At 76.5% G+C, this 19,911-nt stretch carries 13 protein-coding genes; 5 read left to right on the forward strand and 8 right to left on the reverse strand.

The window, feature by feature from the left end:
• Positions 1 to 9: 9 nt before the first annotated feature.
• A complete protein-coding gene (locus GYH36_RS01390) occupies positions 10 to 654 on the forward strand; it encodes a PAS and ANTAR domain-containing protein (RefSeq protein ID WP_162288894.1) in 645 nt (214 codons plus the stop codon).
• A 27-nt stretch (positions 655 to 681) separates the two neighbouring features.
• Here GYH36_RS01390 and pdxR read toward each other — a convergent pair whose 3' ends face one another.
• Positions 682 to 2,163 carry a MocR-like pyridoxine biosynthesis transcription factor PdxR gene (gene pdxR, locus GYH36_RS01395; protein WP_162288895.1) on the reverse strand — a complete coding sequence of 494 codons (1,482 nt, stop codon included), beginning with the start codon at positions 2,161 to 2,163 and terminating at the stop codon, positions 682 to 684.
• Positions 2,164 to 2,208: 45 nt separating this feature from the next.
• Here pdxR and GYH36_RS01400 point away from each other — a divergent pair, with 45 nt between their 5' ends.
• Positions 2,209 to 2,733 (forward strand): carboxymuconolactone decarboxylase family protein, encoded by a 525-nt coding sequence (locus tag GYH36_RS01400; protein ID WP_024840927.1) that lies wholly within the window; start codon positions 2,209 to 2,211, stop codon positions 2,731 to 2,733.
• A gap of 40 nt (positions 2,734 to 2,773) precedes the next feature.
• Here the strand turns inward: GYH36_RS01400 and GYH36_RS01405 are convergent, their stop codons facing one another.
• The gene (locus tag GYH36_RS01405; RefSeq protein WP_162288896.1) at positions 2,774 to 3,646 is read right to left on the reverse strand and encodes an alpha/beta hydrolase; all 873 of its coding nucleotides are present in this window, start codon (positions 3,644 to 3,646) and stop codon (positions 2,774 to 2,776) included.
• Positions 3,647 to 3,826: 180 nt separating this feature from the next.
• On the opposite strand from GYH36_RS01405, the gene GYH36_RS01410 reads away from it, so the two are divergent.
• Positions 3,827 to 5,773, forward strand: coding sequence for an AfsR/SARP family transcriptional regulator (locus GYH36_RS01410; RefSeq protein WP_312028454.1), 1,947 nt, complete (start codon positions 3,827 to 3,829; stop codon positions 5,771 to 5,773).
• A gap of 115 nt (positions 5,774 to 5,888) precedes the next feature.
• On the forward strand, positions 5,889 to 8,570 hold the full coding sequence (locus GYH36_RS01415) for a CLIPPER-2 domain-containing protein (RefSeq protein WP_162288897.1): 2,682 nt from the start codon (positions 5,889 to 5,891) through the stop codon (positions 8,568 to 8,570).
• Here the strand turns inward: GYH36_RS01415 and GYH36_RS01420 are convergent.
• From GYH36_RS01420 to GYH36_RS01435, 4 genes are all read right to left on the reverse strand, one after another.
• Positions 8,567 to 9,433: an anti-sigma factor gene (locus tag GYH36_RS01420; protein WP_312028455.1), complete on the reverse strand. Its 867-nt coding sequence runs from the start codon at positions 9,431 to 9,433 to the stop codon at positions 8,567 to 8,569. The two genes, GYH36_RS01415 and GYH36_RS01420, sit on opposite strands and share 4 nt — an antisense overlap.
• Positions 9,417 to 10,127 (reverse strand): RNA polymerase sigma factor, encoded by a 711-nt coding sequence (locus tag GYH36_RS01425; protein ID WP_155098162.1) that lies wholly within the window; start codon positions 10,125 to 10,127, stop codon positions 9,417 to 9,419. The genes GYH36_RS01420 and GYH36_RS01425 overlap by 17 nt, the downstream gene beginning before the upstream one ends.
• Positions 10,124 to 10,585 (reverse strand): class F sortase, encoded by a 462-nt coding sequence (locus GYH36_RS01430; RefSeq protein ID WP_162288898.1) that lies wholly within the window; start codon positions 10,583 to 10,585, stop codon positions 10,124 to 10,126. The genes GYH36_RS01425 and GYH36_RS01430 overlap by 4 nt, the downstream gene beginning before the upstream one ends.
• A 252-nt stretch (positions 10,586 to 10,837) precedes the next feature.
• Complete coding sequence (locus GYH36_RS01435; RefSeq protein WP_115941482.1) at positions 10,838 to 11,713, reverse strand: DUF4397 domain-containing protein; 876 nt, start codon at positions 11,711 to 11,713, stop codon at positions 10,838 to 10,840.
• A 223-nt stretch (positions 11,714 to 11,936) separates the two neighbouring features.
• On the opposite strand from GYH36_RS01435, the gene GYH36_RS01440 reads away from it, so the two are divergent.
• Positions 11,937 to 17,048 carry a glycoside hydrolase domain-containing protein gene (locus tag GYH36_RS01440; RefSeq protein WP_162288899.1) on the forward strand — a complete coding sequence of 1,704 codons (5,112 nt, stop codon included), beginning with the start codon at positions 11,937 to 11,939 and terminating at the stop codon, positions 17,046 to 17,048.
• 69 nt (positions 17,049 to 17,117) lie between these two features.
• Here the strand turns inward: GYH36_RS01440 and GYH36_RS01445 are convergent, their stop codons facing one another.
• A complete protein-coding gene (locus GYH36_RS01445; RefSeq protein ID WP_162288900.1) occupies positions 17,118 to 18,743 on the reverse strand; it encodes an ATP-dependent DNA ligase in 1,626 nt (541 codons plus the stop codon).
• 89 nt (positions 18,744 to 18,832) lie between these two features.
• Positions 18,833 to 19,888, reverse strand: coding sequence for an aldo/keto reductase (locus tag GYH36_RS01450; RefSeq protein ID WP_115941479.1), 1,056 nt, complete (start codon positions 19,886 to 19,888; stop codon positions 18,833 to 18,835).
• Between the last annotated feature and the right edge of the window lie 23 nt (positions 19,889 to 19,911).

Below are 19,911 nucleotides of genomic sequence, written 5' to 3' on the forward strand. Positions count from 1 at the left end.
CGCTGAACGATGACGGAGACGACCATGTCCCTCGACGACCGCGTGACGCTGGACCCCCTGTCCCTGGGCGACACCACGACCCTCGGGCAGTTCCGCGTGGACCTCGCCACCGACACCTGGTGGTGGTCCCCGGAGACGTACGAGATGCACGGGTTCGAGCCCGGGGAGGTCGTTCCGACGACGTCGCTCGTGCTCGCGCACAAGCACCCGGAGGAGCGGGACCGGGTGAGCGACCTGCTGGGGAAGGCGCGCCGCGACGGCGAGCCGTTCTCGAGCATGCACCGGATCATGGACGCGCGTGGCCGTGAGCGGGTGCTCGTGATCGTCGGCCAGGGCCGGGTGGAACCCGGCACGGGCCGGGTCGTCGAGCTCCACGGCTACTTCGTGGACGTGACGCGGCCCCTGCGGGAGCAGGCCGAGCACCAGGCCCGGCAGGACATCGCGGCGGCGGCCCGCAGCCGCGGCCCGATCGAGCAGGCCAAGGGGATCGTGGGCGCGTCGCTCGGCGTGGGCACCGAGCAGGCGTTCGCGCTGCTGCGCCGCGTGTCCAACGACCGCAACGTCCGGCTCCGCGAGCTCGCGCTGCGCGTCGTCGACGAGGGGACGCGCCCGCACGCCGACCGCATCCGCCGCGTCGTCTCGCTCCTGCGGTAGGCCCGGACCTCCGCGGACCGGCGTCGGTCAGGTGCCGCGCGCCCGCGCCGCGACCGGCCGGACCGCGCGCACGAGCGCGTCGAAGGCCCGCTCGACCTGGTGGTCGCGCGGCGCGCCGTACCCGACGACGACGGCCGGGGCGCGCGCGTCCCGTGCGGTCCGGCCCGTGCTGCGTCCGGAACCCCGCGGCGACGGGTCGGCCATGGAGGCGTCGACCGCGTAGGCGCCGAGCGGCAGCAGGTCGAGCCCGTCGCGCGCCGCCCGGGCGACCACCGCGTCCTCGTCGGCACCGGCCGGGAGCTCCAGCACCGCCTGGAGCCCCGCCGGCAGGCCGCGCAGGCGGCACCCGGGCAGGTGCTCGGCGACGACGGCGGCGAGGCGCTCGCGGCGCGTGCGGTACCGGGCGCGCGCCCGGCGCACCGCGCGGTCGTACTCGTGGTCGGCGAGGAACCGGGCGAGGGTGAGCTGGCCGACGCCGTCCGGCGACCCGCCGAGCACGCGCCGCTGCGCGACCACGTCGTCGAGCAGTCCGGCCGGCACCGCGCCCCACGCGAGCCCGACGCCGGGCGCGAGCGCCTTGCTCGCCGTCCCCGCGTAGACGACGTGGTCGGGCGCGAGCGCCTGGAGCGCACCGACGGCCCGGCGGTCGTACCGCAGCTCGCCGTCGTAGTCGTCCTCGACGACGGTCGCGCCCGTGCGTGCCGCCCAGGCGACGAGCGCGCCGCGGCGCGCGGGGGACAGGGGCACCCCGGTGGGGAACTGGTGGGCGGGTGTGAGCAGCACGGCGTCGACGCGCGCGACGTCGAGCGCGGCGACGTCCGCCCCGCCGTCGTCGACGGGCAGCGCCACGACGTCGAGGCCCGCGGCCCGCAGGACGGCCCGGTGGGCCCCGTGCCCGTACTGCTCGACGGCGACGCGCCGCGCACCGCGCGCGGCGAGGGCCCGGGCGACGAGCGCGAGCAGGTCGGCGAACCCGTGCGTCACGACGGTCCGGTCCGCGTCGGTGCGCACCCCGCGGGCCCGCCCGAGGTACGCGGCGAGCGCCGCCCGCAGGGGGAGGACACCCCGCGGGTCGAGGTAGCCGAGTCCCGCGTCCGGTGCGTCCGCGAGCGCGCGGCGCGCGGCGGCGAGCCACGGCCCGCGCGGGAACCCGGTCGGGTCGGGGATGCCCGCGCGCAGGTCCAGCGGGAGGCGGCGGGGCGCGGCCGGGGCGGGGGCCGCCGTCGGCCCGACGACGCGGTGCGCGACCCAGGTCCCGGCGCCGACGCGCGACTCGAGCCAGCCCTCGGCGGCGAGCTGCGCGTACGCGTCGGCGACGGTCCCGCGCGCGACACCGAGGTCCGCGGCGAGCGCTCGCCCCGCGGGCAGGCGCGTGCCGGGGGCGAGGCGGCCGTCGAGCACGGCGTCGCGCAGCGCGTCCTGGAGCGAGCGCGCGGGCCGCGTGGGCGAGAGCGCGACGTGCAGGTCGAGGGCGCCCGCGTGCGACGGATTGGCCTGGGTTTCTCCCATGCGATTGCACTGTAGCCCTGGGCCGCTCGCTCGTAGCGTCGAGGCATGACGACCACGACCGACACCGCCCACGCCACCGCGACCGCCGCCGACGCGCCCGTCGCCGTCCCCGCCCGCTTCGACGTCGAGGCGCAAACGCCCGACCTCTACGCCGCCGTCGTGGCGGTCGACAAGGCCGCCGCCGCGGAGGCGGAGCGCGCGGGGATCTCCCCCGTCCTCGCCGACCTCGTCCGCCTGCGCGCGTCGCAGCTCAACGGCTGCGCGTACTGCGTCGACCTGCACACGCGCACGGCGCGCCGCGCGGGCGCGGACGAGCAGCTCCTCCAGGCCGTCGCCGTGTGGCGCGAGTCGGGCTTCTTCACGGCCCGCGAGCGTGCGGCGCTCGACCTCACCGAGTCCGTCACGCGCCTGTCGGAGACGCACGTGCCGGACGACGTCGCGCGCGCCGCGCTGGACGCGCTCGGCGAGCAGGGCACGGCCGCGGTGCTCGCCGTGCTGGTCTCTATCAACGCGTGGAACGCGCTCGCCGTGACCTCCCGCGCGTGGGCCCCGGAGCGCCGCCCGCGCTGACGGCGCGCCCGCCCACGGCCCGGTGCTCGCCGTCGTGCGCTCAGCGGGCGGCGAGCGCCCGGACGACCGCGGCGACGTCGTCGGGCGCCTCCTCGGCCATGAAGTGCCCGGCCGTCGTGGTGAGGTGCTCCAGGTCGGGGGCCCAGCGGCGCCAGACGCCCGCGGCGTCGTACCCGAGCTGCGCGCCCCAGTCCTGCTGCACCACGGTGACGGGCATCGCGAGCCGGTCGCCGGCGTCGAGCGACGCCTGGTCGTGCTCGACGTCGACCGTCGCGGTCGCCCGGTAGTCGGCCGCGATCGAGTCGACCGCGCCGCGGCTCGCTGCGAGGTAGTGCGCGCGGACGTCGGCGGGGATCGCGGCCGGGTCCTGGGTCCACGCGTCGAGGAAGTGCCCGAAGAACGCGTCGGCGCTCGCCCGGATCATCGTCTCCGGCAGGCCCGGGGGCTGCGCCATGAGATAGAGGTGGAACGCCACGGCCGCGTCCACGCCGTGCAGCACGCCCCACGTGTCGAGCGTGGGGACGACGTCCAGGACGCCGAGGTGGCTCACGCGGTCCGGGTGGTCGAGCGCGGCGCGGAACGCGACGAGCGCGCCGCGGTCGTGGCCGACGAGCACGAACCGGTCGATCCCCAGGGCGTCGGCGAGCGCGACGACGTCGGCGCCCATCGTGCGCTTGGCGTACACGTCGGGCGTGGTCGCGGCCGGCTTGCCGCTGTCGCCGTAGCCGCGCAGGTCCGGCACGACGACACGGTGGTCCCGCGCGAGGTCGGTCGCGACGTGCCGCCACATGTGGCGGGTCTGGGGGAACCCGTGGAGCAGGACCACGGGCGTGCCGGCGCCCGCGGTCTCGGCGTGCAGCGCGACGCCGGGGGCCACCTCGACGGTGCGGGTCTCGAAGCCGGGGATGTGCATGGGGAAGTCCTCTCTCGGGCGGTTCTCAGGCGTGCCGGGCGCGCCCGGCGGCGCGTCGCCCGGGTGTGCCCGGCCGGCGCGTCGCCATCCTCCGCGTGGCGGATCAGCGTCCGATCAGTGCCGCGGGCCGACCGGCCCGCGGTCGCGCCGTGCGGGTGCGGGTGCGGCGAGAATGGCGGGGTGGAGCTGCGCGTCGAGGTGCTCGGGCCCGTCCGCGTGCTGCGCGACGGCGCGGAGGTCGACCCGGGCGGGCCGCGCCAGCGCGAGCTCCTCGCGCGCCTGGCCGCCGCCCGAGGGCGCCCCGTGCCGTTCGACCGGCTCGCCGACGACCTGTGGGACCAGCCCGGCGCGGGGACCGGCGACCGGCGCGGCGCGCTCGCGACGTTCGTCGGCGACCTGCGTCGCCGCCTGGAGCCCGACCGCGCCCCGCGCACGCCCCCGCGGGTCCTCGTCACCGTGCACGGCGGCTACGCGCTGCGGCTCCCGGACGACGCGCTCGACGCCGCGCGCCTGGAGGAGGCCGTCGCCCGGGCGTCGTCGCCGCCCGCGGCCGACGCGGCGTCGGGCACGACGCGCGCGCTGGAGGACGCCGTCGCGGCGTGGCGCGGGGAGCCGTACGGCGACCTGCCGGACCGGGCGTGGGTGCTCGCCGAGCGTCGGCACCTCGCGCAGGTGCACGCACGCGCGGTCGAGGCGCTCGCGGAGGGCCTGCTCGCCGAGGGCCGCACGGCACGGGCCGTCGCCACGCTCGACGCGCACGCCGCCGCGCACCCGTGGCGCGAGCGGGCCTGGGCCCTGCTCGCCCTCGCCCTGTACCGCGAGGGTCGGCAGGCCGACGCGCTCGACGTGCTGCGCCGCGCGCGCCGCCGTCTCGCCGACGACCTCGGCCTCGACCCCGGGCCCGAGCTCGCGCGCCTCGAGCGCGACGTGCTCGACCACGCGCCCGCGCTCGACGGCCCGACGCCGGGGCCGCGCCTCGCCGTCACCGCGCCCACCGGGTCGCGCACCCACCTGCGCTCCACGGTCGACGTCGCGCGGACGCTCGCGATCGCCGGGGGAGACCACCTCGCGACCGCGCAGCAGCAGCGGGTCGCGGCGGCGCTCGCGGCCGAGGCGAGCGGCGACCCGGTGCTCACCGCGCGCATCGTCACCGCGTACGACGTCCCGGCGGTGTGGACCCGCAGCGACGACCCCGCCGCGGCGGACGCGCTCGTCGGCGTCGCGCGTCGGACGCTGCGCCGCCTCGGCCCGGACGCGAGCGCCGCGCTGCGCGCGCGCCTGCTCGCCGTCGTCGGGATCGAGCACCGGGGCACGCGCGACGCGTGGGCGTGGGCCGCGGCCGAGGAGGCCGTGGGCCTCGCGCGCGACCTCGGCGACCCGGGCACGCTCGCGCTCGCCCTCAACGCGCGGTTCCTCCAGTCGTTCCAGCGGCCCGGCGCGGGCGCCGAGCGCGAGCGCGTCGGGGCCGAGCTCGTCGGGCTCGCGGACGCGCACGACCTGCCGACGTTCGCGATCCTCGGGCACCTCGTCCGGATGCAGGCCGCCGCCGGGGCCGGGCGCTTCGCCGACGCCGACGCGCACGCCGCGGCCGCCGAGGACGTCGCCGCGGGCTACGAGTCGCCCGTCGTGCCCATGCTCACCGCGTGGTACCGGGCGATGCGCGACGCCGAGACCGCCCCGCCCGACGCCGCGGCGCGCGCGTACCGCGCGGCCGACGACCTCCTCGCCGGGGTGCGCATGCCGGGCGTGCGCGACGGTCTCCTGCCGCTCGCGCTGCTCACCGTCCGGCTGCGGCACGGGCGCACGCTCACGGGGATCGCCGCCGACGGCCCGTACGCGCCGTGGGTCGAGCCGCTGCTCGCGCTCGACGCGGGCGACCGCGACGCCGCCGCGGACCTCGCGCGCGCGGCGCCCGAGCCGCCCGCCGACCACCTGCGCGAGCTGCGGTGGGCGCTCGCCGCCGAGACCGCCGCGCGGCTCGGCGACGCCGACCTCGCGCGGCGCGCCCGCCGCGCCCTCGCGCGCACACCCGACGAGCTCGCCGGCGCGGGCTCCGGGCTCGTGTCCCTCGGGCCGGTCCGGCTCTGGCTCGATCGCCTCGACGGCCTCGGCAGCCGCCCGGCGTGAGCCGCCGTCGGCAGCGAGCACCTCGGCCCGCTCTTGGCGATCCGCCGCCGCTGCGCCACTCTGGTAGACGAGGGGTTCGCCGCGGGTGGCCCCCGTCGGCGAGGAGGCCGATCGGATGTTCCGCAACCGGTCGTTGCGCGGGGTCGTGCTCGGCACGGTCGCGCTCGCCCTCGCCGCCGTCCTGGTCCCGGCGCCCACCGCCGTCGCCATCCCGCCCTTCCCGATCGCCGACGACACCACCGGGACGCCGGGCGAGCTGAACGAGGCGTGGGACCGCGCGGTCAGCGGGGTCGACAACCCGGGTGGCACGTACACCGGGGACGGGTGGATGCGGCTGACCGACAACCGCGGCAACCTGGCGACGAGCCTGCTGTGGGACGTGCCGTTCCCCGCCACGACCGGCTTCACGATCGACGTCGACTACCGCCAGGCCGGCGGCAACCAGCACTGCCAGGGCGCCGCCGGGTGCCGGACCGGGGACGGGATGTCGGTGTACCTGGTCGACGGCGCGGTGGACGTCAGCCCCGGCGCGTTCGGGGGCGGGCTCGGGTACGCGGGCAACGAGGTCACGTGCGGCGTCGTGGGCGGGTACATGGGCATCGGGCTCGACGTGTACGGCAACTACGCCCGCCCCACGGCCTTCGCGGACGGCGGTCCCGGCGTGAGCCCGTCGACGCTCGGCATCCGCGGCTCCGGGACGCAGCCCTGCGACGCGGAGGCGAGCTACCCGTGGATCGACGGGGCGCCCGTGCCCGGCCTGTGGACCGGGGTCACCGGCTCGACGGCGGACCCGGCGGACGTCGACGGCTCGCACTACCGGCACCTGCGCGTCGTCGTGCTGCCGCAGGGCGACTCGCGCGTCGTCACGGTCTACCTCAGCGCCCCCACGCCCAAGGAGCAGCCCTACGGCGCGCTCACCGAGGTCCTGCAGACGGACATCGCGTCCGTCCCGGGCCAGGTCGACCCGGCACCGACGCTGAAGCTCGGCTTCGGGGCGTCGACCGGCGGGGCGACGAACTTCCACGACATCCGCGACATCCGCGTGACCGCCCTCGCCGACGCGAGCATCACCACGTCGCTCGCGCCCGGGACGCCCGGGCGCCCGGACCTGCCGCCCGGGACGTTCCTGCCCGGGGACCCGGTCTCGTTCGTCGTGACCGCGACGAACGAGGGGCCCACGGCGATCGGCGACCCGCCCGACGGCGTCGCCCGCGTGCTCGACGACCTCTCGGACCTCCCGATCGCGGACGTCGCCTGGACCTGCACCCCGGTGGGCGACGCCGAGTGCGGGACGCCGGGCGGCACGGGGCCCGTGGTGCAGGCCGACTGGGTCGCCGCGGCGGGCAGCGGCGTGCAGCTCCTCGTCACCGGCACCGTCGCCCCGGACGCCCCGCCCGCGGACTACGCCAACGAGGCCGTCGTCCCCACGGACCTCGACGCCGGGACCGTGGGGCAGGACGGCACGCCCGTCCAGCTCGACGGGGGCGCGACCGACCCGGACACGAGCAACAACACCGCGACCCTGCCGTTCGCCGTCGCCGGCCCGCTCTTCGCGCAGACGAAGACGGCCGCGCCGGCGCAGGTCGCCGTCGGCCAGCCCGTGACCTACACCGTCACGGTCCGCAACGACGGCCTCGCGCCCGGGACGGCGACCCTGCTCGACACGCCACCCGGCACCGTCGCGGTCACCGAGGCGACGTGCTCCGCGAGCGCCGACGGCGTGTGCACCGTCGCCGTCGCCGACGGCACCGTGACGGGCACGCTCGGCCTCGACCCGGGGCAGGAGGCCACGTTCGTCCTCACCGGCACCGCACAGGCCGTCGGCGACGCCACGAACGCGGCCACCGTCACGCCGACCACGCCGGGCTGTGCCACGGGATGCGGCGGGGGGACCGCGACCGCCGTCGCGGACGTGCTCCCCACGTCGCTGGCCCTGACGAAGTCGGCGACGGCCGACGGGCTGCCGGTCGTCGTCCTGGGCGCCGGGTCGCAGGTCGACTACACGTACGAGGTCGTCAACACCGGGCAGCTCCCGCTCGAGGGCCTGACGGTCGTCGAGACGGACTTCACGGGGGCGGGGACGCTCGCGCCCCCCACGTGCGCGCTGACGCGGCTCGAGCCCGGGGAGGGCACCACGTGCACGACCACCTACGTCGTGCAGCAGGAGGACGTCGACGCCGGGGGCTTCGTCAACGCCGCCGTCGCCGAGGCGACGGCGCCGGCCTCCACCGTGGTCACGCGGTCGGCCGAGGCGCGCCTGGCGCTGCCCGTACCCTCGCGGCCGGCGCTCGCCCTGACGAAGACCGCCACCGTGGTCGACGCCGACGCGGACGGCCGGGTCTCGGTGGGCGACACGGTCGAGTGGCGGTTCGTCGTGGCCAACACGGGGAACGCGACGCTCGCCGACGCCGCCGTCGCGGACGCGACGGCGGGGCCCGTCACGTGCGCGAGCACGACGCTGCTGCCCGCCGCGACCACCACCTGCACCGCACCCGGCCACGTGGTCACCGCCGCCGACGCGGCGCGCGGCCACGTCCGCAACACCGCCACCGCGAGCGCGACCGACCCCCTCGGGACGGTCGTCGAGTCCGCGCCGTCGACCGTGACCGTCCCCGTCGCGGCGCCGAGCGGCCCGCCGTCACCCGGGCCTGCCCCGGGTCCGGGATCGTCGTCGGGCCCGCTACCCAGGACGGGTGCCGACCTCGCCGCCGTGGCGGGTCTCGGCGCGGCGTTCGTCGTCGCGGGGGTCCTGCTCGTGCTCCGTCGCCGCTCCGGCGGGACGGCCGGGACGGGTTAGACGTCGAGCGGCCCCCGGACCACGGAGTCGCCCGAGTGCGACGGGTCGCCGTCGAAGTGCTCCTCGGAGACGTCGACCACGGGGAACTGCGCGAGGTCGAGGCCGTCGGGCACGTCGAAGCGGCCCTCCGTGCCGTCGAGCACGCCGAGGCTCACGAGGCCGCTGAGGTCCTCGGCGAGCAGCCACACCTCGCGGTAGGTGCCGTCGGGCGCGGGGGCGTCGAGGGTGACGACGACCTGCCGCCGACCGTCGGGCCGCTCCTCGACGCGCGCGTCGCCGCTCGCACCCTGCCAGTCGGGCAGCGCGTCGAGCGTCGCGCTCGCGACGGTCGTCTCGGGTGGCTCGGCCTCGCGACGCTCCCACAGGACGCCGCCGGCCACGCCGACGAGGAGCGCGGCGCACGCCGCGGCGGTGGCGGGCACCCAGCGGCGCCGGCGCCGCGGCTCGAACGGGACGACGACGCCCGTCGTGCCCGCGTCCGCGGTGCCCCGCCCGCGGGACTCGCCCCGTCCGGGGACGGGTCCGCCCGGCCGGTCGGGGCCGTCGCCGGGCGTGCGCCCGGGAGCGGCGAACGCCGGGGCGGCGGGCGCCGAGGCCGGAGCCGGGCCGGGCGGCGGGGCGTCGAGGTCGGCGCCCACCGCGGTCAGGCCGAGCTCGGCGTGCACGCGGGACCACACGGCGGGGGAGGGCGCGTCGAGGGCGTCGGGCGCGTCCGCGCCGTCGAACGTGCTTGCCACGCGCGTGAACCCGGCGACCGTCTCGGCGCACCGCGCGCAGGCGGACAGGTGGGCGCGCGCGTCGTCGTCGAGCACGTCCTCGCCGAGCGCGAGGAGCGCGAGGGTCTCGTCATCGATGTGCTGCACCGTCCACCTCCAATCGGTCGCGCAGCCGGATCAGGCTTCGTCGCACGTGACTCTTGACCGTACCGAGCGGGAGCCCCAGCTCCTCGGCGATCTGCACGTGGGTGAGGTCGCGGAAGAACGCCAGCTCCAGGATCGTCCGTCCCGGGTCGCCGAGCCGCCGCAGCTCGTCGGACAGCACGACCCGGTCCGCGACGCGGCCGACGTCGGTGTCCTCGGCCACGGTGGGACGCGGGTCCGTCGTCGCCGCGACGGCCTCCTGGGACCGGCGGACCCGGGTGCGGGACTCGTGCGCGTCGGCCACGGTGTGGCGCGTGATCCCGACGAGCCACGCGGGCAGTCGCGCCGTGTCCGGGTCGAACCGGGCCCGCCCGCGCCACGCCGCGACGAACACCTGCTGCGTCACGTCCTCGGCGTCGGCGCGCGAGCCGAGCGAGCGCAGGGCGATCGTGTGGACGAGCGCGGACCACCGCCGGTAGGCCTCGGCGAGCGCCTGCTCGTCGCCGTCCGCGAAGGCGCGCCCGAGGCGCCACAGGTCCGGGTCGGACGGCCCGGTGTCGGTCGGGTTCAGGACGGGTCCTCGGGGGTCGGCGCCGGCCGCCTGGGCGGGTGCGGCAAGCGGTGTCCAGCGATCGTAGCCCCGTGCTGCCCGCGCGCTCGTCGAACGCTCGGCGACGGGCAGCCGGGGCGCGGTCATTGTTCGGGCGTCGCGGTGACCACGACGTTGTCCGAGTAGGACCGGCGGTCCGGGTCCCACCGGCCCCCGCAGGTCACGAGCACGAGGCGGCGCTCGCCGTCGCGGTCGAAGAGCTCGTCGAGGGGCACCTCGGGCTTCGCGATGCTCCGCACGTCCGTCACCGTGTAGGTGAAGGAGGTGCCCGTCGCGTCCACGACCTCGACGCTCGTGCCCTCCGCGGCCTCCGCGAGCCGGGCGAACGGCCCCACGCCGTCCGGGTCGTCCACGTGGGCGGCGACGACCGTCGCGCCGGCGGGGCTCGCGGGTGCCGGGCCGAACCGGTACCAGGCCGCGACGTCGCCGCTCCCCGGGAGCGCCATCCGCCCGTCGGGGTCGACGCCCGCCGGCTCGACGGGCAGGTCGATCCCGAGGTCGGCGACGACGACGCGCGTGGGCGCGGGCGGCGCGGGCTCGGGCACGTCGCGGGCCGGTCGCACCGGGACTGACGTGGCGGGCGAGGGCGACGCGGCCCCCGCCCCGCCCCGGAGGGGGGGGCGGGGCGGGCGGGGTGGCGGCCGACGGGCTCGCTGGCGCGTCGGCCGCCTCGTCGCCGGACGGCGGGGAGCATCCGGCGACGACCGCTGCGGTGACGAGCACCGCCCCCAGGAAGGTGCGGAGGCCGGCCCGCGCACCCCGGGCGGGGTGCGCGGGACCGGCGTGCGTGCGCAGGGTCATGCGGAGCGGTTGTCGCGGCCCGCGTGCGCGTGCTGCTCGCGCCACGAGCGCGCCGCCATGACGGACGCGGCGACGACGAGGAGCGCGACGAGCGACGCGCCGACGGTGATCGCGACGCCCGTGGCGGTGCTGCTCGGCGACTCGGCCGCGAGGCCCGAGAGGCCCGCCGGGACGCCCGACGGCGCGGAGTGCAGGCCCTCGACGGTCTGCGTCGCGAGCGCGAGCGTGCCGTCCTCGAGGCTGCCCCACGCGTAGGCGATCGTGTTGACGCCCTCGGCGACCGTGACGTCGGCCGGACCGAGCACCGGCTCGGTCGTGCCCGCGGCGGCGACCGACGCGGAGACGGTCCCGGCCGGGAGGTCGAGCACGGCCTCCTTCGGGTTCTCGAGGCTCGTGACCACGGCCTCGCCGCCCGCGAGCACGTCGACCGCGGGGGCGGCCGCGACGTGGCGCACGGTCAGCCGGCCCGCGCCGGCCGCCGTCGGCTCGGTCGAGTTGGTGAAGAGCGTCGCGGTCGGCGCGCCGGCCGCGTCGAGGTGGGCGACGGCCGTGTAGCTCGTGCCGCCCTCGAGCCGGAGGTCGACCGGGCCGATGACGGGCTCGCTCGCGTCCGCGGCGTCGGGCGCCGTGATCGCGACGCTGTAGGAGCCGGCGGGCAGGTCGAGCGGGCCGGCGAGGTCGCCGGGCTGGAAGTCGTCGAGCGTGAGCTCGCCGTCCACCCACACGTCCACGGGGGTGTCGGGCACGCCGTGCAGGACGGACAGGGAGGCGCCGTCGTCGGTGGCGGCCTGGGCGGGGAGCGCGAGGGCCCCGAGTGCGACGAGGCTGGTCGCCCCTGCGATCGCGACGCTGCGTCGTGCGGTGCGGTGCATGGTGTCCTCCGGTGTGCGGGCCCGGGCCGGTGCCGGGCGGTCGAGCTGTTGACACCCCCTCTTCCGGCGGGGACGCCGGTTCGGATGCACCCGCGACGGACTTCTTTCCGGCGCTCTCGACCGGGTGAGGAACGCGGGCGCGTCTTGAGGTCGTGACGCGCGCCACGTACGGTGTGCTTTCGAGGCGAAGCAGCCTCGGCACGACCCCCCAAGGAGAGTCCACGTGGCCAGAACACCCGCCGCGCGTCTTGACAGCGCTGTCAGATCCCGTGGGGACCACCCCGCACCCCTCCGTCGTCGGCCCGGCCTGCTGAGCAGCGCCGTCGCCGGCGCGCTCGCCGCGACGCTCGCCGTCGGTGTGCTTCCCGGCACGGCCTCGGCAGCCCCCGCCACGACCGCCACGACGGACGACCTCGCGTCGCTCGTCGACGTCTTCGTCGGCACCGAGGGCGACTTCGGCAACGACATGCCCGCGGCCCAGGCGCCGAACGGCCTCGCCAAGGTCAACCCGCGCACCACGCCGGGCCGCAACAACACCGGCTACGACTACGCACAGTCGAAGATCTCCGGCTTCACGCACACCAACCTCGACGGCGTCGGCGGCTCGGGGGGCGGCGGCGACATCCTCGTGGTCCCGACCTCGGGCACGTACACCGCCCGGCCCGGCACCGGCACGTACGCGCACCCGTTCTCGCACGACGACGAGGAGGCCGGCCCGGGCTACTACTCGGTCGGGCTCGGGAACGTCGCAGGCACGGACGGCGCGATCACCACCGCGCCCGGGACCATCGAGGCCGAGGTCGCGGCGACGACGCGCTCCGGCGTCCACCGCTACGCGTTCCCCGAGGGCGTCACGCCGAGCCTCGTCGTGGACCTCGAGACCAACAACACGAGCCGCACCACGTCGTCCGTCGAGGTCGAGACGCTCGACGACGGCACCGCCGCGCTGAGCGGTCACGTCACCGGCTACTTCTACAACGCGTCGTACACGCTGTACTACTACGCGCGCACGCTCCAGCCCGTCGCGGGGGTCACGACGTGGGGCGACGACGACAAGCTGGTGGACGCGACGTCGCAGGACGGCCGCGACACCGGCGCGATCCTCACGTTCGACCCGTCCGACGCGGGCGAGGTGGGGCTCCAGGTCACGCTGTCGCCGGTGAGCGTCGAGCAGGCGCGGACCGACCAGCAGGTCGAGCTCGGCGACCTGTCGTTCGACGAGGTCCGTGACCGCACGCGCGCCGAGTGGAACGCGACGCTGGGGCGCGTCGCGATCGACGCGTCGACCGCGACCGACCCGACGGGCGAGCTGCAGAAGCTCTTCTACACGCACCTGTACCGGATGTTCGCGATGCCGATGAACGCGACGAGCACGTCCGGCACGTACCGCGGCGTGGACGGCGCGGTGCACACCGCGCAGGGCTTCACGTACTACGACTCGTGGGCCACGTGGGACGACTTCCGCAAGTTCTCCGTCATCGCCTACATCGACCCGGCGCTGTACCGCGACATGGTGCAGTCGCTCGTCTACCTGTTCGCCGACGCCGAGGCGACCGGCACGGGCAGCGGCCTCGGCGGGTTCGTGCACTCGGTGCCGACGGTGCGCTGGGAGCGCTCGTCCGTCGTCGTCGCCGACGCGATCGCGAAGGGCTTCGAGGGCTTCGACCGCCTCGACGAGGCGTACCCGGCGCTCAAGCGGCTCGTCGGGCAGTACAGCGAGGCGGAGCTCGAGCGCGGCTACGTCGCCGGCAACCCCGGCGCGTCGGTGCAGCGCGGCTACGACCAGTACGGCCTGTCGGTCGTCGCGGACGCGATCGGCCTGACGGACGAGGCGGAGACGATGCGCGAGCAGGCGTCGTGGCCGATCGAGAAGCTCACGAAGCCGGGTGCGTGGACCGCCCCCGACGGCACGCCCGTCGGGCTCCTCACCCCGCGGGCCGCGGACGGCTCGTGGCAGAGCGCGGACTACGAGAAGTTCGAGGCGGCGAGCCTGTACCAGGGCACGCTGTGGCAGTACCACTGGTACGACGCGTACGACATGGACGCGCTCGTCGAGGCGATGGGCGGCCCCGAGGCCGCGCGGCTCGCGATGCGCCACATGTTCGGCGAGCACGCGCCGGACGACGGCAAGGCCATGCTGCACTCGAACGCGAACGAGATCGACCTGCAGGCGCCGTACCTCTTCAACTACACGGGCGAGCCGAGCCTGACGCAGAAGTGGACGCGCGCGATCTACACGAAGGAGACCTGGAACCGGTACATCGCGACCGGCTCCTCCAGCGCGGTCCCGAGCGGCGGGGGCGAGTTCACGCCGCCCGTGAAGACGAAGGTCTACCGCCTCGACCCGCGCGGCATGCTCCCCACGATGGACAACGACGCCGGCACCATGTCGACGATGTTCGTCGCCGCGGCCGTCGGGCTCTTCCCGGTGACCGCCGGCTCGTCGCAGTTCCAGATCGGCTCGCCGTTCTTCGACGCCACGACGATCACCTACGACGACGGCAACGCCTTCACGGTGACGGCCGACGGCGTCTCCGAGGACGCGTTCTACGTCCAGTCCGCGACGCTCGACGGCGCGGACTTCGGCAACACGTGGGTCGACTACCGGACCGTGATCGGGGGCGCCGACCTCGCGTTCCGGATGGGCACCGAGCCCAGCGACTGGGGCACGGGCACCGAGCCCGCGTTCTCGATGAGCACCGCGTCCGACGAGCCGGCGCAGGGCCCGCGCGTGAGCGCCGACCCGAGCACGGTCGAGACGGGCGAGGGCGGCGCGCTCGACGCGGCGGTCACGCTCACGCTCGACGGCGCGCGGTTCGCCGCGGACGCCGGCACGGACCTCGTCGCGAGCGGCGCGGCGAGCGTCGTCGGGCTGCCCGACGGCGTCACCGCGGCCGTGACGGTCGCGTCGCCGACCGCGCTGACCGTCACGCTCACAGGGACGGCGTCCGCCGACGCGCGGTTCTTCGTCCACCTGCGTGACGAGGCCCTCGCCGACGGCGTCGCCGCGGCGTCCCTGCGCGGGCAGGGTGTGTCGGTGCTCTCGCCGCTGCGCCTGTCCGTCGCGGCCGCCGAGCGCGACGCGCTGGCCGAGCTCGTCGACGACGCGGTGCTCGTGCGCCACGGGAACTACTCGTCCGTGACGTTCGACCGGTTCTCCACCGCGCTGTCCACCGCGCAGGAGCTCCTCGCGGACGAGGCGGCGACGAGCGTCGCGCTGCGGTACGCCGCGGACCGGCTCGGTGCCGCGATCGACGCGCTCGACCTCACGGGCGGCGGGTTCCGCACGCTCGAGGCCGAGAAGTCGGAGGCGTGGTCCGGCGGCGAGCTGAAGAACGAGGCGAACAACTCGTCCGGGAACCTCGGCGGCGTCCGCTCCGGGTCGTGGGTCCAGTACCGCGACATGACGTTCGAGACCGCCGCGGGACCGGCGCAGCCGCGCTTCCTCACCGTCCGGTACGACACGAGCTTCGCCCCGACGGACACGCCCAGCACCGTGCGCGTGCACGCGGGCGAGATCGACGGCCCCGTGGTCGCGACCGTCGACCTGACGGGTACGAGCGGCTGGGGCAAGTACACCGAGGTGACGGTCCCGCTCGGAGACGTCCAGGCGCTCGTCGACGCGAAGGTCGTGACGTTCGAGCTCCTCGCGCCGTCCGGGCGCAGCTGGGTCGGCAACTTCGACTGGTTCCGGTTCGACGCCGAGGACCCGGCGACGACCCCCGGCGCACCGCAGTCGGTGACGATCGAGGCCGAGGACTGGACCGAGAACTCGGGCGGCGGGCTCAAGAACGAGTCCTCCACGTGGTCGACCGGTCCGGTGAAGAACGTCGGTGGCACCGCGGACGGCGACTGGCTCGCGTACGGCGAGGTGGACCTCGGCGACGTGCCGCTCGGCGAGCTCTCCGTGCACTACGTGCACAACTCGGGCCGGTCCGGGAACAACTCGGCGCTGTCGGTGTACCTCGACGAGTTCGACCCGGCGAACCCGGGCGAGCCGTTCGCGACCGTGCCGCTGCCCACGACGGGCCCGAACTGGACCGAGGACGGCGTCGCCACGATCGTCCTGCCGGAGACGGTGCAGGGCACGCACGAGGTGTTCGTCCGGCTGTCCACCGAGGCGTACGCCAACCACCCGTACGTCGCGAACCTCGACAGCATGACGTTCGCGCCGGGCGGACCGAGCAGGGTCGTCGTCGAGTCGGAGGCCTGGACCGAGAACTCGGGCGGCGGGCTGAAGAACGAGTCGTCGACGTGGTCGACCGGTCCGGTGACGAACGTCGGCGGCACCGCGGACGGGGACTGGCTCGCGTACGGCGAGATCGACCTCGGCTCGGGCTCGCTCGACCAGCTCTCGGTCCACTACGTGCACAACTCGAACCGGTCCGGGAACAACTCGGCGCTGTCGGTGTACCTCGACGAGTTCGACCCGGCCGACCCGGGCGAGCCGTTCGTCACGGTGCCGCTGCCGACGACGGGCCCGAACTGGACCGAGGACGGCGTCGCCACGGTCGACCTGCCGACCCCGGTGCGCGGCACGCACGAGGTGTTCGTGCGCCTGTCCACCGAGGCGTACGCCAACCACCCGTACGTCGCGAACCTCGACAGCATGACCTTCTTCACGGACGCCTACGAGACGGAGGTCCCGCCCGCGGACACCGCCGCGCTCGCGGGCCTCGTGGACGAGGCCGCCGCGTTCGAGGCCGAGGTCGAGCGGTACGTGTGGATCGACGCGCGCGTGTTCTCGCGCGAGCTCGCCGCGGCGCGCTCGCTGCTCGCCGCCACCGGCGCCGGCCAGGCGCAGGTCGACGAGCGGGCGCGACGCCTCGCGCTCGCGACCGACCAGCTCGTGCCCGCCGAGCGGCGTCGTCTCGAGAACCTCGTGACGAGCGCCGAGGCCCTGACCGACGAGGGGTACAGCCCCGAGTCGTGGCAGGCGTTCCGCGACGCGCTCGCGGCGGCGACCGCGACGCGCGACGACGCGTCGGCGTCCGACGAGGCGCTGCGCGACGCACGCCTCGCGCTCCAGGGCGCGATCGACGCACTGGAGGCGCCGGCCGACGTCGAGCTCGTCACGGTCGAGGTCAGCCCGCGCTGCCTCGCCGGGAAGCCGTACGTCGCGGTCCGGGCGACCAACACGTCCGACGGGCCGGTGGACGTGCAGCTCGCGAGCGCGCTCGGGTCGAAGTCGTTCGCCGCGGTCGCGCCGGGTGCGAACGCGTACCAGTCGTTCGCGGCCAGGACGGCGACGGGCGACCTCGTGGTCACCGTGACCGCGACGGGCGAGGACGGCGAGCAGACGGTCGAGCAGACGGTGACGATCCCGACCTGCTGACCCGACCGGACGCGTGCCCGCGTCGTGGCCTCGTGCCGCGACGCGGGCACGCGCGCGTCCGGGCCCTCGTCAGGTGGCGAGCGCCCGGACGGTCTCGATCGTGTCGGCCTCGGCGGCGGTCTTGTCGTCGCGGTAGCGGACGACGCGCGCGAACCGCAGCGCGAGGCCGCCCGGGTAGCGTGTGGAGCGCTGGAGGCCGTCGAACGCGATCTCGACGACCTGCTCGGGGCGCACGTGCACGACGTACCCGTCGTCCGACGTCTGCAGCTCGCGGAACCGGCGGGTCTGCCACTGGAGCATCTCGTCCGTCATGCCCTTGAACGTCTTGCCGAGCATGACGAACCCGCCGTCGGGGTCGCGCGCGCCGAGCCAGATGTTCGACAGCCACCCGCTGCGCCGGCCCGAGCCCTTCTCGACGGCGAGCACCACGAGGTCGAGCGTGTGCCGCGGCTTGACCTTCACCCAGCCCGCGCCGCGCCGCCCGGCCGCGTAGGGCGCGTCGAGCGACTTCACGACCACACCCTCCTGGCCCTCCGCGACCGCGCTCTCGAAGAACGTCGTCGCGGCGTCCGGGTCGCCCGTGACGAGGCGGCGGACGGCGTGGCGCCCGGTGACGTCGTCGAGCACGGCGAGCCGGTCGCGCAGGGGCTCGTCGAGCAGGTCGCGGCCGTCCACGTGCAGCACGTCGAAGAAGAACGGGGACAGCTCGAGCGCCGCCGCGAGCTCCGCCTCCTGCGCGGCGCTGCGCTCGCCCTGGGTCGCCGAGCGCGCGGCGGTCTCCTGGAAGGGGCGCGGGACGCCGTCGGGTCCGACGACGAGCGCCTCGCCGTCGAGCACGAGCGTGCGGGGCCCGAGGTCGCGCACGGCGGCGACGATCTCCGGGACGCGCTCGGTGACGTCGTCGAGCGAGCGCGTGAAGACGCGCACGTCGTCGCCGTCGCGGTGCACCTGGACGCGGATGCCGTCGAGCTTGACGTCGACCGCCACCGGGGTGCCCGACGGCGCGTCCCCGGTCCCGGCGGCCTCGTCACCGCCGGGCGGGGGAGCGGCGCCGAGCTTGTCGAGCGCGGCGGCGACGTCCGGCGCGGACTGCGCGAGCATCGGCCGCACGGGGCGGCCGACGGTGAGGCGGAACGTCGCGAGCGCGTCGAGCGCGGCCTCGGGGCTCGCGGCGGTGAGCGCGGCGCGTGCGACCGGTCCCGTCGCACCCGCGAGCATGACGGCGCGGCGCACCGCGTCCGCGGGGACCCCCGCGGCCTCGGCGACGGCGTCGACCACGACGGAGTCGAGGGCGCCCTGGCGCAGCTCGCCCGAGACGAGTCCCGCGAGGAGGGCCTGCTCGCGCGCGGTCGCGGCGCCGAACAGCGTCGCGGCCTCCGCCTGGCGGGCCGTCGCCGAGCCGGGACCCGAGAGCCCGGCCATGCGCGCGAACGCGGCGTCGACGTCGGTCAGCGTGAGGCTCGGAGCCTGCGCAGGGGAGGGCAGGTCGCGCAGCGAGCGCCACCCGAGCCCCGTGCGCCGCTGGCGCAGCTCGCCCGCGAGGTACGCGACGGCGATCTCGATCTCGTCGCGCGCGGCGTCCCGCGCGTCGTCCGCGACGCGGCGCAGCAGGTCGGCGATGGCCGCGCGCTTCGCGAGGCGTGAGCGCGTGGCGGCGACGGCGTCGGACGTGGCGGCGACCTCGGCGAGCAGCATGCTCCATCCTCGCGCCGACCACCCACGCCTCGCCCGCCGGCCGCGGTGCCCCGCCCGGGGGCGGCGAGCGCACCGCCCCCCGAGCGGGGTCAGGCCGCCCGGCGCTCCGCCACCGGCCGGCGGCGCAGCGCCGGCGCGGTGAGGGCCGGGGTCCGGTAGGCCTGGTCGAGCGTCCCGACGTCCGTCCCGGGCGGCACGATCGCGTCGATCCGGTCGAGGACGTCGTCGCTCAGCGCGGTCTCGGCGCCGGCGAGCAGGTCGTCGAGCTGCTCCATGGTGCGCGGGCCGATCAGCGCCGCCGACACGCCCGGGTGCGCGACGACGAACGCGAGCGCCAGGTGCCGCAGCGCGATCCCGGCCTCGTCGGCGACGCCCACGAGGGACTCGACCGCGGCGAGGCGGGCCTCGTCGGACAGGTGCCGGAACCCGAACCGGGACCGGTGCGTGCCGGCGGCCTGCCCCTTGCGGTAGCGGCCCGTGAGGAGCCCGCCCGCCATCGGCGACCACACGAGCGCACCCATCCCGTACTCCTGCAGGGCCGGGAGGACCTCGCGCTCGATCCCGCGGTCGAGGATGCTGTACGGCGGCTGCTCGGTGCGCGGGCGCCCGAGCCCGCGGCGCTCGGCGACCCACTGCGCGCGGACGATGTCGGACGCGGGCATCGACGAGGTGCCGAACGCGCGGATCTTGCCCTCGCGCTGGAGGTCGGTGAGCACCGCGAGGGTCTCCTCGAGGTCGGTCCCCGGGTCCGGCCGGTGGACCTGGAAGACGTCCACGTAGTCGGTGCGCAGCCGGCGCAGCGAGGCCTCGAGCGCCCGGGTCAGGTAGCGCCGGGACGCGCCCGAGGTGTTGGGGCGCGGGCGCGCCTGCGGGTCCCGCGGGTCGTGCCCGACGGGGAGGCCGGCCTTGGTGGCGAGCACGACGTCGTCGCGGCGGCCCTGGAGGGCCTTGCCGACGATCTCCTCCGACTCGCCGCCGGAGTAGACGTCGGCGGTGTCGACGAGGTTGATCCCGGCGTCGAGCGCCCGGTGGACGATCTTGACCGAGTCCTCGTGGTCGGGGTTGCCGAGCGCGCCGAACATCATGGCGCCGAGCGCGAACGGGCTGACCTGGATCCCGGTGCGGCCGAGGGGGCGGTATTCCATCGCGGTCCTCCTGGTGTGGTGAT

This window comes from Cellulosimicrobium composti (assembly GCF_010287905.1).
Classification (GTDB): Bacteria; Actinomycetota; Actinomycetes; order Actinomycetales; family Cellulomonadaceae; genus Cellulosimicrobium; species Cellulosimicrobium composti.

Coding starts and splice junctions, on each gene's coding strand:
- GYH36_RS01390 (WP_162288894.1), top strand. CDS start 10: ATGACGGAGACGACCATGTCCCTCGACGACCGCGTGACGCTGGACCCC.
- pdxR (WP_162288895.1), bottom strand. CDS start 2,163: ATGGGAGAAACCCAGGCCAATCCGTCGCACGCGGGCGCCCTCGACCTG.
- GYH36_RS01400 (WP_024840927.1), top strand. CDS start 2,209: ATGACGACCACGACCGACACCGCCCACGCCACCGCGACCGCCGCCGAC.
- GYH36_RS01405 (WP_162288896.1), bottom strand. CDS start 3,646: ATGCACATCCCCGGCTTCGAGACCCGCACCGTCGAGGTGGCCCCCGGC.
- GYH36_RS01415 (WP_162288897.1), top strand. CDS start 5,889: ATGTTCCGCAACCGGTCGTTGCGCGGGGTCGTGCTCGGCACGGTCGCG.
- GYH36_RS01425 (WP_155098162.1), bottom strand. CDS start 10,127: ATGACCGCGCCCCGGCTGCCCGTCGCCGAGCGTTCGACGAGCGCGCGG.
- GYH36_RS01435 (WP_115941482.1), bottom strand. CDS start 11,713: ATGCACCGCACCGCACGACGCAGCGTCGCGATCGCAGGGGCGACCAGC.
- GYH36_RS01445 (WP_162288900.1), bottom strand. CDS start 18,743: ATGCTGCTCGCCGAGGTCGCCGCCACGTCCGACGCCGTCGCCGCCACG.
- GYH36_RS01450 (WP_115941479.1), bottom strand. CDS start 19,888: ATGGAATACCGCCCCCTCGGCCGCACCGGGATCCAGGTCAGCCCGTTC.